At 71.4% G+C, this 12,381-nt stretch carries 9 protein-coding genes; 5 read left to right on the top strand and 4 right to left on the bottom strand.

From position 1 onward, the window contains the following. The first annotated feature begins 18 nt into the window (after window positions 1–18). The gene (locus KUM38_RS00760; protein WP_217127272.1) at window positions 19–1,218 is read left to right on the top strand and encodes an NAD(P)/FAD-dependent oxidoreductase; all 1,200 of its coding nucleotides are present in this window, start codon (window positions 19–21) and stop codon (window positions 1,216–1,218) included. A 112-nt stretch (window positions 1,219–1,330) separates the two neighbouring features. Here the strand turns inward: KUM38_RS00760 and KUM38_RS00755 are convergent, their stop codons facing one another. The 4 genes from KUM38_RS00755 to KUM38_RS00740 all read right to left on the bottom strand — a co-directional run bounded on the left by KUM38_RS00755 (window position 1,331) and on the right by KUM38_RS00740 (window position 5,607). Then, a complete protein-coding gene (locus KUM38_RS00755; RefSeq protein ID WP_217127271.1) occupies window positions 1,331–2,224 on the bottom strand; it encodes a hypothetical protein in 894 nt (297 codons plus the stop codon). A gap of 498 nt (window positions 2,225–2,722) precedes the next feature. Beyond that, on the bottom strand, window positions 2,723–3,073 hold the full coding sequence (locus tag KUM38_RS00750; RefSeq protein WP_217127270.1) for a MerR family transcriptional regulator: 351 nt from the start codon (window positions 3,071–3,073) through the stop codon (window positions 2,723–2,725). Between the two features lie 547 nt (window positions 3,074–3,620). Beyond that, window positions 3,621–5,171, bottom strand: a complete 1,551-nt coding sequence (locus tag KUM38_RS00745; protein ID WP_217127269.1) for a DEAD/DEAH box helicase — start codon at window positions 5,169–5,171, stop codon at window positions 3,621–3,623. 232 nt (window positions 5,172–5,403) lie between these two features. Continuing rightward, entirely contained in the window at window positions 5,404–5,607 is a 204-nt protein-coding gene (locus KUM38_RS00740; RefSeq protein ID WP_123453305.1) for a cold-shock protein, read from the bottom strand. 840 nt (window positions 5,608–6,447) lie between these two features. On the opposite strand from KUM38_RS00740, the gene KUM38_RS00735 reads away from it, so the two are divergent. The 4 genes from KUM38_RS00735 to KUM38_RS00720 all read left to right on the top strand — a co-directional run bounded on the left by KUM38_RS00735 (window position 6,448) and on the right by KUM38_RS00720 (window position 12,366). Further along, the gene (locus KUM38_RS00735) at window positions 6,448–7,740 is read left to right on the top strand and encodes a glycosyltransferase (protein WP_217127268.1); all 1,293 of its coding nucleotides are present in this window, start codon (window positions 6,448–6,450) and stop codon (window positions 7,738–7,740) included. Then, the gene (locus KUM38_RS00730; protein ID WP_217127267.1) at window positions 7,737–9,674 is read left to right on the top strand and encodes a right-handed parallel beta-helix repeat-containing protein; all 1,938 of its coding nucleotides are present in this window, start codon (window positions 7,737–7,739) and stop codon (window positions 9,672–9,674) included. The genes KUM38_RS00735 and KUM38_RS00730 overlap by 4 nt, the downstream gene beginning before the upstream one ends. Continuing rightward, window positions 9,671–10,834 carry a nitrous oxide reductase family maturation protein NosD gene (locus KUM38_RS00725; RefSeq protein WP_217127266.1) on the top strand — a complete coding sequence of 388 codons (1,164 nt, stop codon included), beginning with the start codon at window positions 9,671–9,673 and terminating at the stop codon, window positions 10,832–10,834. Before KUM38_RS00730 ends, KUM38_RS00725 begins: the two co-directional genes overlap by 4 nt. A gap of 152 nt (window positions 10,835–10,986) precedes the next feature. Further along, complete coding sequence (locus KUM38_RS00720; protein WP_217127265.1) at window positions 10,987–12,366, top strand: UDP-glucose/GDP-mannose dehydrogenase family protein; 1,380 nt, start codon at window positions 10,987–10,989, stop codon at window positions 12,364–12,366. The last annotated feature ends 15 nt before the right edge of the window (window positions 12,367–12,381 follow it).

The raw sequence follows: 12,381 nt of genomic DNA, 5'->3' as shown, positions 1-12,381 counted from the left end.
GACGACAGGAGCAGGGAAATGCAGCACCGCATCATCGTCCTCGGAGCCGGATACGCCGGGGCCGTCGCCGCCGGGCGCCTGGCCAAGCGGCTGCGCCGGGAAGACGTCGCGATCACCCTCGTCAACGCCGAGCCCGACTTCGTCGAACGCGTCCGCATGCACCAGCTCGCGGTGGGCCAGGAGCTCAGGCCCCGCCCGTTCAGCGAGATGTTCGCGGGCACCGGCGTGGAACCGGTGCAGGCGAAGGTGACGGGAGTGGACGCCGACCGCAGGACGGTCACCGTCACCGACGGCACCGGGGGGAGCGAGCGACTGACGTACGACACCCTCGTGTACGCCCTCGGCAGCGGCTGGGACACCCACGGCGTCCCCGGCGCCGCCGAACACGCCCACGAGATCGCCAGCCGCCCCGGCGCTCTCCGGCTGCGCGAGCGCCTGGCCGGCCTGGACGCGGGGGAGTCCGTGGTCGTGGTCGGCGGCGGACTCACCGGTCTGGAGGCCGCGACCGAGATCGCCGAGTCCCGCCCGGACCTCGACGTCTCCCTCGCCGCCCGCGGCGAACTCGGCGACTGGCTCTCCGCCAAGGGCCGCCGGCACCTGCGCAAGGTCGTCGACAGGCTCGGCATCACGGTGCACGAACAGACGTCCGTCACCGCCGTCGGGGCCGACCACGTCACCACCGCCGACGGCCGCTCCCTCCCGGCCGCGGTCACCCTGTGGACCACCGGCTTCGCCGTCCACCCGATCGCCGAGGCCACCACCCTGAAGACCTCCGATACCGGCCAGATCGTGGTCGACGGCACCATGCGCTCGGTCTCGCACCCGGACGTGTACGCCGTCGGTGACGCGGCCATGGTGGCGGGCCCCGGCGACAAGCCGCTGCGGATGTCGTGCGCCTCGGGCGTCCCCACCGCCTGGCAGGCCGCCGACTCCATCGCGGCCCGCCTGACCGGCGGCAAGCTCCCCAACACGCCGATGCGCTACTTCAACCAGTGCATCTCGCTGGGCCGCAAGGAGGGCCTGATCCAGTACGTCACCGCCGACGACCGCTCCGTCGACGTGGCGCTGACCGGACGCCTCGCCGCCCTCTACAAGGAACTGGTCTGCAAGGGCGCGGCCTGGGGCGTGGCCAATCCGACCCTCGGCATCCCGGTCCGCCGCCGCGCCCTGGTCCACGAGCCGGCCGCCCCGGCCGCCCCGCTCAGCAACGCGGCCTGACTTCCACCCACCGGACGGGCGCCCGGACGGCGCGAACGCCGCGGGCAGAACCCGCAACGCCCGGCCCCCCTGTGACAGAGGGGCCGGGCGTTGCGGAGCGTCGCTCCGGAGGTCAGGGCATCTCGCCGCGCATCCGCTTGGCGGCCCGGCCCAGCAGGGTCATGGCCCCCAGGCAGATCACCGTGACGGTGCCACCGACGGCGAGGCCCATGGGCTCGCCGTTCTTGACGCCGTTGACCAGCATCAGCGCGCCCACCGCCATGATCACGGAGTACAGGGAGCGGCCCACCTTGGCACCGGCCGGGATCACCCGGAGCAGCTGCGGGACGGTGCTCGCCGCCGCCAGACCGAGCGCGGCCGGGATGGAGACGCCGAGGAGCAGGGCGCCGAAGCCGAACGAGTTGCCGTAGGCGCCCCACCCGGCACCCATGACGAGCAGCCAGCCGGCGGCACCCAGGGACAGCACGACGAGCAGGCCGTTGAGGTAGGCGGCCAGCGTGGCGGCCTTGCGCGCACCCGGCAGATGCGCAGCCGGGGAGCGCCAGGCGTCCGGCGTGATCTGCCGCAACTGGCGGCGCAGGGCCGCCGACTTCAGGAGCCCCGCGACGCCGACGGCCAGCAGGGCGAGGCCCACGAGCGCGGCGATGAATCCGGAGGGCTGCTCGGTGATGCCGTAATGCAGTCCGCCGAAGGTGAGCGGGATGCCCAGCACATAGCCGACGGCGAGCATCTTGCTGCTCGCCTGGATCTTGATGACCAACTCACGCTGGTTCATGGTGAGACCGGGATCGATCACCATGTGGGCGTCCCCGACCTGCTGGTGCGGCATCGGCTGCGGGGGCTGGTTGCCCTGCGGGGGCCAGTTGCCCTGCTGGGGCGGGTAGGGCTGGTACGGCTGCTGAGGGTAGGGGCCCTGCGGCGGGTACGGCGCCTGCGGCTGATGCGGGCTCTGCGGCGGATACGGCGCCTGCGGCTGGTACTGCCCCGGCTGCTGCCCTGGATACATGCGTGTCTCCCCCGAAACGGCTTGCTGTGGGCTCGCGAGTCTGCCACATACCGGCCACGCGCCGATCCGGACCGGGTTCGGGGGCCGGGCCCCGGACCAGAACTGTCACCGAGGGAATCGCCCTGACCAGTGAGTACCCCGTCCCAGCTCGCGGAGTGGGGTCGCGCCGCTGAGGGATGCGAATCAGCCACGGGAGTACGCGCCGATGCGTCACGGCCCGACTTCCGCCTTCGTGTCCGCCCGGTCGCCCGTGCCCACCGGAACGGGCGGGGGACCGCTGCCGGGCCCGAGGGGCCCACTCGGAGTGGCGGGACCGCGTGTCCCGAGCCCGCACCCGGGACGACGAGGCGGCCTCCCCTCCGGCTTGCGCCTCACGTCCGGGCAGGGGACCCCCGGGCATGGCGGCGCTCACCCACGAGGTCCGCCCGGACGCCGCCCGCCCGGATGCCCGCTCGTGGCGGAGCACCGTGCTCGGGCCGGCCGTCCGCGCCCACGTGATCAGCTCGAACCGGCATCGGTGCCGTGGGACGCCTCGCCCGCGGCACGGCGGTACTCGGCGTTGATGCGCTGGGCCTCCTCGAGCTGGTCCTCGAGGATGACGATGCGGCAAGCCGCCTCGATCGGGGTTCCCCTGTCGACGAGCTCGCGGGCGCGGGCGGCGATCCGCAACTGGTAGCGGGAGTACCGGCGGTGTCCACCCTCCGAGCGCAGCGGAGTGATCAGACGGGCCTCACCGATGGCTCGGAGGAAGCCGGGGGTGGTGCCGAGCATTTCGGCGGCCCGGCCCATGGTGTACGCGGGGTAGTCGTCGTCGTCCAGACGATCGCTGAGTGGAGTGTCTGCTGGCATGTCACCTCGTTGTACAACGCGTCGAGGGGCCCTGGTGCCGTACGGCACCAGGGCCCCGAAGGAAATTCAACACCATCGGTCGGCCCTCATGCTGTGCCGACCTTCTGTTTTCGCTACCCGGCCCGGTGGGGGCGGGGGTGCGGGGATCGCGGTTGCGTGACCAAAGACCACCATCCGTTCCGGGGTCCTGCGGTACCCGAACCGAAAATCTCTCGGTGCCGGGCGATCCTGATGGCGTCTGCTCCTCCGTCCTTTCCTTTGAACCAACCACTGGGTGAAGAGGTACTGCGGTACTGCCACCCGCCAGTTCGTGTCTGCCGGGTCTTGCTCGACCTTGTCAACAAGAAGAAGACTAACCGCACTGCGCCGCAATGTCTACTCTGGCAAAAGTAGATTTCGGCGCGCGGGTGCCGTAGATACCCTGCGGTCCGTGACAGCGGGGGAGCGCGTCGTCGCGGACGGTGAGACGGCGGCACGACGACGAGGGCCCTGCCGACGCGCGTCGGCAGGGCCCTCGTGTCTCTCGGCGGCGGTCTTCCGCCTGTCCTCACACCTTCCGGGAGGCGGTGTTCCCGGCGGTACCGGACCGCTGCTGTGTCCTGCGGCCCCCTTCACCGGCGGGCCGGCCCTGGCCGGCGCGGCCCCGGCGGCCCCGACGGCTGCGGGAGGGGGAGGACGCGCCACCGGGACGCTCCACCGCCGGCACGGCGATGACGACCGGGATGCCGGAGGGGGCCTGGGCGCCCGTGATGCGGCTCAGCTCCGCCTCGCCCGACCGGACCTGGGTGACCCGGGGGGTGATGCCCGCCGAAGCCATCAGCCGGCTCACGTCGCGGCGCTGGTCGGGGGTCACCAGGGTGACGACGCTGCCGGACTCCCCGGCGCGGGCCGTACGGCCGCCGCGGTGCAGGTAGTCCTTGTGGTCGGTGGGCGGATCCACGTTGACGACCAGGTCGAGGTTGTCGACGTGGATGCCGCGCGCCGCGACGTTGGTCGCCACCAGCACCGTCACGTCCCCGCTCTTGAACTGGGCCAGGGTCCGCGTGCGCTGCGGCTGGGTCTTGCCGCCGTGCAGGGCGGCGGCGCGGACACCGCTGCTCAGGAGGTGCTTGGTCAGCCGGTTCACCGCGTGCTTGGTGTCGAGGAACATGATCACCCGGCCGTCCCGGGCCGCGATCTCGGTGGTCGTCCGGTGTTTGTCGGTGTCGTGCACGTGGAGTATGTGGTGCTCCATCGTGGTGACCGCGCCGGCGGAGGGATCGACCGAGTGGACGACGGGGTCGTGCAGGTAGTTCCGCACCAGCCGGTCGACGTTGCGGTCCAGGGTGGCCGAGAAGAGCATCCGCTGCCCGTCGGGGCGCACCTGGTCGAGCAGGGCGGTGACCTGGGGCATGAAGCCCATGTCGGTCATCTGGTCGGCCTCGTCGAGGACCGTGATGCCGACGTCGTCCAGCAGGCAGTCGCCCCGGTCGATCAGGTCCTTGAGCCGTCCGGGCGTCGCGACGACCACCTCGGCCCCGGCGCGCAGCGCACCGGCCTGCCTGCCGATGGACATCCCGCCGACGACGGTGACCGGCCGCAGGCCCACGGAGCGGGCGTACGGGGTGAGCGCGTCGGTGACCTGCTGGGCGAGCTCGCGGGTGGGGACGAGGACGAGGGCGAGCGGCCGCCGCGGCTCGGCCCGCTGCCCCGCCGTACGGGCCAGTACCGCGAGACCGAAGGCGAGGGTCTTGCCCGAGCCCGTGCGGCCACGGCCGAGTACGTCACGACCGGCCAGGGAGTTCGGCAGCGTCGCCGCCTGGATCGGGAACGGCACGGTCACGCCTTCGCGGCCGAGCGTGTCCGACAACCGGGCGGGCAGGTCGAGCTCGGCGAACGACTCGACGGCGGGCAGCGCGGGCGTGATCGTCTTCGGCGGCGTGAACTCGCCCTGTACGGGCCGTCCGGCCTGTCGGTTTCCCTGGCCCTTGGAACGGCGCGGGCCACCGGAGCGCGGGCCACCGGAGCGCGGGGCGCCGGCGCGAGTGGCGCCGGAGCGAGGCGTGCCGGAGTCTCCTCCGGAACGGTCATGGGGGCGGGACGTGCGGGCACGCTTCATGCGGAACCTTCCTTGATGGGGCGCGTACCAAGGAATTCCCGCAGCACATGAGCGGCGCAGAGAATCTCGAGACGAGCCGGATTCGATGGGGGCGGCGTCGGACCGGCGGGGAAAGCGTCACCGGTCGGTGAAGTGGTGGAGCCTTTCCGTCGCGCGCCCTGAAATACAGCGAGCCGGGGCCCGCACCCCAGAGGTGCGGGCCCCAGCTGCGAAGTATGTGTCGCCGCCGGTGTCAGGCGGAAACGATGTTCTCGGCCGTCGGGCCCTTCTGGCCCTGCGCGATGTCGAACGACACCTTCTGGCCTTCCTGCAGCTCACGGAAGCCCTGGGCGGCGATGTTCGAGTAGTGGGCGAAGACGTCGGGGCCGCCGCCGTCCTGCTCGATGAAGCCGAAGCCCTTTTCCGCGTTGAACCACTTCACGGTGCCAGTAGCCATGTCATTTCTCCTTCGGAGGCGGTATCGAGAATTCACTTTGTGTGAATTCCGTGTCGCCGTGATGATTAACCCGTCGGAAATGAACCTTCTGGCAACCACACCTGCAACTGGTAGCGACAGTAGCACGGTGGGATCAGCCCTGCGGGGTCGGTAATTTCGCTCCGGTCGACGGTCGGGGAATACGTGCCGCACCCCGCACCTATTTCTCATGTCACGGACACAGATATTGCTCTCCGTGGAGCGCGGCTTCCTGTCGCGCGCTTCCGTCCGCACCGCTGTGACCTCCGGCGACGGCGGATGTGCCGCCGCCACCGGCGTCGGCGGACCGCCCCACGGTGAACGCGCCGAACCCCCACTGCCGCGATGAAGGTCACATCCGCCGCGTCGGCACGACGGCCGGGATCGCGGGCGCCGCGACGACACCGCGGAGTCGGGCGGCGCGAGGCGCATGCTCACTCCCCACCGGCCGGGCGCGAGCCGGCGTGGACGGCGCACAGGTCTCGAAAGGGCAACGAGGGGTTCCGCGCGGCGGCCGAGTCTTGTTGAATCCTAAAGCTCCTCAGGTGAGGAGAGATCGTGAAGATCTGCGTGCGGCTCACGCTGCACAGGGGTGGTGTGGCGGTGTGGCATCCGCCGTGCATGACCGTGGCGTCCGGCCGCCGCACCCGCGGTTCCGGCCCTGGGGAGCCTCTTGTGTCTGGAGGGGCGTAGCACATCAGGTGAAGTTTCTGCATCGAATGTGAAGGAATCGTGTTCGATGCCTTAGATTCCTTCCAGCCTGACGCCGCTTACGACGCGCGTCGGCTGGTTCCGGTTGCTTATCGGGTGGGGGGCCTCCTGATGTCGAGCTTCTTCGACGCTGTCTGGTCATGGCTGGTGCAAGCCGTCGGTGAGTCGTCCTGGCGGGACGTCATGCCACTGGGCATCGCCGGCCTCTTCGTGTGGGGACTGTGGCTGTACCGGGCGGTGCTGTCCCGGTTCGCCAGGCCCGTGGTGAACGACTACCGCACCACCACCTCGGTCGTGGTGCCCGCCTACCGGGAGGACCCGGACATCCTCCTGGACTGTCTGGACACCTGGCTGGCGCAGGATCCCACGGAGGTGATCATCGTCCCGGACGTGGAGGACCACGAGGTCATCCGCCGGCTCTCGCTGGTGACCGACCCGCGGGTCCGGGTGCTGGCCTTCGAGCACCGCGGCAAGCGCTCGGCGCTGGGCGTGGGCATCCGGGCGGCGACCGGTGAAGTGGTCGTCCTGGTCGACTCCGACACCCGCTGGGAGGCGGGGCTGCTCGACGCGGTGCAGATGCCCTTCGCCGACCCCGAGGTCGGCGGCGTCGGCACCCAGCAGAACGTCTACCAGCGCCGCTCCAGCGTCTGGCGGCGCATCGCCGACTGGCTGGTCAACCTCCGCTACTACGACTACGTCCCGGCCATGGGCCGTGCCGGCGCCGTCGCCTGCCTCTCCGGCCGCACGGCGGCCTACCGGCGAGCGGCGATCACCCCCGTGCTGACCAACCTCGAGGACGAGTTCTTCCTCGGCCGCCGGTGCGTCGCGGGCGACGACGGCCGGCTGACCTGGCTGGTGCTGGCCTCCGGCTACAAGACGGTCCACCAGTCCTCCGCCCGCGCGGTGTCGATGTTCCCCTCCTCCTTCCGGGCCTTCGTCAAGCAGCGCGTGCGCTGGAGCCGCAACTCCTACCGCTGCTACCTGACCGCCCTGTACAAGGGCTGGCTGTGGCGCGTGCCGCTGGTCACCAAGATCACCGTGCTGCAGATCCTGCTCACCCCCGTCACGATGGGCATGGCCCTCGGCTACCTCCTGCTCAGCCGCCTGGAACTGACGGGACGGGGGGTCGCGCTGGTGCTGATCTGGCTGCTCGCCGGACGCGGCATCCGCGGTTACTCGCACCTGCGCAGGCACCCGCAGGAGGTGCTCCTGCTGCCGCTGCTCGCGGTCGTGGTCGTCATGATCTCGCTTCCGATCAAGCTGTACGCCTTCGTCACCATGAACAAGCAGGGCTGGCTCACCCGCAGCAGCAGCACCATCGGCGGCGAGGGCCAGGACTCCGCGTCGCTCGCCGGCACCACGCCGGCTGCGGCCACGTCCGGTCTGGGGGCCGTCTCTTCATGAACCGCTTGAACCACCTGAACCGTCCGAACCACCCGAACCGGCTGAACCGGCTGAACCGGCCGAACGGTCCGGTGCGCGCCCGGTACCTCGGCCCGGTCCTGCGTGCCGCCGCCGCCCTGCCCGTGGCGGCCGCGCTCCTGCTCACCCCGGCCGCCCCCGCCTCGGCCGCCGGCGAGGACGATCCGGCCGGACAGCAGTTCACCGCCGAGGAGGCCGAGACCCAGGCGGCACTGGTCACCGCCGAGGACCACCGGCTCGACCAGGTCCGCGCGGTGGCCGCGGTCGCCCCGCTGAAGGACCCGCGGTACACGAAGCCGTACCGGACCGAGACCGCCGGCGGCTACACCCTCGTACTGACCCGGCGCAGCAAGCCGTACACCGTCGCCGACCTCCTGGAGCTCGCGCCGCAGACCTTCGTGCGGAAGTCGGACGGGTCGTACCTGCTGACGGAGAACATCTACCTGAACTCCGGGGCCAAGCTGCGGCTGGCCAACCCCGGCGGACTGGACCTGCGCCTGGCCAGCAACCGCCAGGGCTTCGTCTCCATCGTCTCCTTCGGCGGCCGGATCACGATCGACGGCGCCGCGCAGGCGCACGTCAGGATCAGCAGCTGGGACCCCCAGAAGGACGAGCCGGACACCGACGTCCGGGACGGGCGCGCCTACATCCGCGCCATCGGCGGCCAGTTCTCCATGGGTTACGCCGACGTCTCCGACCTGGGCTTCTGGAGCGGACGCACCGGAGGGCTCAGCCTCACCGGGACCGACCGGCCCAACACCGGCAGCCTCAGCGGCCCGGACGCCGTCACCGACGAGGACGACGGCCGGCTCAGCAGCAGCGGCGTGCTGACCGGCCCGTCGGGCGAACTGACCACCCCGGACAGCCGCTTCTCCACCCCGCAACTGTCGTACGTGTCGGCGGACATCAGCCACTCCACCGTCTCCGGCAACGTGTACGGGCTGTTCGCCTCCGGAGCCACCGGGGTCACCGTCGAGTCCACCACCATCGAGAAGAGCCGGCAGGACGGCCTCGTACTGCACCGCTTCGTGGTCAACGCGATCGTGGAGAAGACCACGTCGCGGGAGAACGGCGGCGACGGCTTCGTGATGGCGCGTGCCACCCAGCAGGTCCGGGTGACCGGTTCCACGTCGCTGGGCAACGGCGGCAACGGCTTCACCATCAGCGGCCAGCCGCTGGCCCACGGCCCCTCCGCCTCCGGCCAGTCCGTCAGCAGCTACGGCTCCAACTCCGTCTCCAGCAGCACCGCCGAGGACAACGGCCACTACGGCATCGAGGTCGTCGGCGGCACGGACGTCGGCGTGCAGGACAACACCGTGGACGGCGGCGACATGGGCATCGTGGTCCGCAAGGACGCCGACCGGGTCGCCGTCACCGGCAACCGCCTGATCGGCCAGTCCCGGCAGGGCATCTCGGTGCGCGACGGCGTGACGGGCGCCAAGGTCACCGGCAACATCGTCGAGAAGGCCGACACCGCCGTCTACGTCCGCGACTCGGTCGCCGAGGTGCGGGGCAACACCGTCGAGGACGCCGGCAACCACGGCATCTCCCTGGTCGGCGGCATCGACGGCTCCACGGTCTCGTACAACGTGATCGCCGGTGTCGGCCCCAGCGCCCTCGACACCACCCGCGCCCACGGTGACCTCACCGTCAAGGAGAACCAGACCTTCGCCTGGTACGACACCAGCTCGTTCTGGGTGCAGTTCCGGCACTACGCCAGCCCGATGACCCTCTTGTGGACGGGCATCCTGCTGCTCATCCTGTTCTCCGCGGCCCTGGGCCGGCGCGGACGCCGCAGGCGCGGCACGCTCGGCACCCACCCCTACCTGGACAAGGCGCCGCTGCCCAAGCACAACGTGCGTGAGATCGTCCCGGCGGAAGCAGAACAGGAGCGGGTTCCGGTGATGTCCAAGTGAACGCGGGGAACCGTGCGGTGTGGCTCGCGGGCGCGGCCCTCGCGGTCGCGGTCGTGGCCCTGATCGTGGCCCTGACCGCCGCCGGGGGCGAGGACTCCCCGCCTGCGGCGGCCGGCGCCTCGGTCGGCGCGACCCCGGACCCGGCCCCGACCGCCGGGAACAACGCCCCCGAGGAGCCGTCCGCGCTCGCCACGGGGCCGGTTTCCGGCGGGGACCCGACCACGCCGCGGGCCACCGGCTCGGCCACGGCGTCCGCCGACGCGGTCACCTGCCCCGCGGCCACCGTCGAGGTCACCGACGCCGCGTCGCTGGAGGACGCCCTCGACAACGCCATGCCCGGTGACGTCATCCACCTCGCCGACGGCCGCTACGAGGACAAGTTCACCGCCGAGGCCGCGGGCACCGCCGACAGGCCGATCTGGGTCTGCGGCGGCCCCGGCGCGGTGATCGACGCCGGTGACATCAAGGGGGGCTATGCCTTCCACCTCGACGGCGCCGACCACTGGCGGCTGGTCGGCTTCACCGTGCGCAACGGCCAGAAGGGCGTGATGGCGGACGAGGTCGAGCACGCCGTCATCCAGGGCCTGACGGTGGAGCACATCGGTGACGAGGCCATCCACCTGCGCAACTTCAGCTCGGACAACGTCGTACGCGACAACACCATCCGCGACACCGGGCTGCGCAAGCCGAAGTTCGGCGAAGGCGTGTACATCGGCACCGCCGAGTCCAACTGGTGCACGGTCAGCCGGTGCAAGCCGGACCACAGCGACCGCAACGTCGTGAGCGGCAACCACATCAGCGCCGTCACGGGCGAGGCGGTCGACATCAAGGAAGGCACCACCGGCGGCGTCGTCACCCGCAACACCTTCGACGGCTCCGGCCTGTCCGGGTCGCACAACGACTCGTGGGTCGACGTGAAGGGCAACGGCTGGACGATCTCCTTCAACACCGGCCGTCACAGCAGCGAGGACGGGTTCCAGACGCACGAGATCCTCGACGGCTGGGGCAAGGACAACACCTTCAAGGGCAACACCGCCCACGTGGACGGTCCGGGCTACGGCTTCCACTTCACGCCCGACGTCAACGGCAACAAGCTGACCTGCGACAACAAGGCCACGGGCGCGGCGGAGGGCCTCGCGAACACCGACTGCACCGCCTGACGCCCCCGCCGCTCCCCCTCTTTCTCTCTTTCCCCTCCGGCCCGTCCCGCAGGGCCCGCCGCACGGCGGGCCACTGCGGCGGTTCGCCGTACCCGGAAACAGCCGGAAGCACCGAAAACCCCGTCCCCACTCGGACACGCCTGGAGATGATCATGGATGCCACCACCCTTCCGGAGGACACCGCCGGCCCGAGAGCCGGCGACGCCGCCGGGGCCGCTCCCCGGCTCACCGTCATCGGCACCGGCTACCTCGGGGCCACCCACGCCATCTGCATGGCCGCCCTCGGCTTCGACGTCCTGGGCGTGGACGTGGACCCCGTCAAGATCGAGCGGCTCAACGCGGGCGAGGTCCCCTTCTTCGAGCCCGGCCTGCCCGAACTGCTGGTCAAGGCACTGGACTCGGGACGGCTGCGGTTCACCACCGGCTTCGAGGAGGCCGCGGAGTTCGGTGACGTCCACTTCATCTGCGTGGGCACACCCCAGCAGCAGGACTCCGACGCCGCCGACCTGCGCTACGTCGACGCGGCGGTCACCGAGCTCGCCCGGCACCTGCGCCGGCGCGCCCTGGTGGTCGGCAAGTCCACCGTGCCGGTGGGCACCGCGGCCCGGCTGACCGAGCTGGTCCAGCGCCTGGCCCCGGCGGGCACCGAGGTGGAACTCGCCTGGAACCCGGAGTTCCTGCGCGAGGGCTACGCCGTGGACGACACCCTGCGCCCGGACCGGCTGGTCTTCGGCACCGCCTCCGCCCGGGCCGAGGAACAGCTGCGCGCCGCCTTCGCCCCGGTCATCGCCCGGGGCACCCCGGTGGTCGTCACCGACCTGACCACGGCCGAACTGGTCAAGGTCGCCGCCAACTCCTTCCTGGCCACGAAGATCTCGTACATCAACGCCATGGCCGAGGTCTGCGAGGCCACCGGCGGCGACGTCACCGGTCTCGCCGAGGCCCTGGCGTACGACGACCGGATCGGCGGCCGCTTCCTCAAGCCCGGTCTCGGCTTCGGCGGCGGCTGTCTGCCCAAGGACATCCGGGCCTTCGCGCACCGGGCCGAGGAACTGGGGGTCGGCCAGGCCGTCGGCTTCCTGCGCCAGGTGGACGACATCAACAAGCGCCGCCGTGCCCGTACCGTCGACCTCGTCCGCGAGCTCGCCGGCGGCGACCTCACCGGAGTCCGGGTGACCGCCCTCGGCGCGGCCTTCAAGCCCAACTCCGACGACATCCGCGACGCCCCGGCCCTCGACGTGGCGAGCACCCTGCACCGGCTCGGCGCCCACGTCACCGTCGTCGACCCGGCCGCCACCGAGAACGCCCGGCGCAGCCACCCACAGCTCGACTACGGCACCGACGCGATCTCGGCCGCCGCCGGCGCCGACGTCGTCGTCCTGCTCACCGAGTGGAACGAGTTCCGCCAGGTAGCCCCGGAGGCCATGGGCGCCGTGGTGAACCACCGCCGCATCGTCGACGGGCGCCACGCCCTCGACCCCGCCCGGTGGCGCGCCGCCGGCTGGGAGTACCGGGCCCTCGGCCGCCCGTGACGAGGCGGTGCGGGA

Origin of the sequence: Streptomyces sp. AC558_RSS880, assembly GCF_019049255.1 — a bacterium.
Lineage (GTDB): Bacteria > Actinomycetota > Actinomycetes > Streptomycetales > Streptomycetaceae > Streptomyces.
The sequence above is the reverse complement of the archived record's forward strand: the minus strand, read 5'-3'. Positions and strand labels throughout refer to the sequence as shown.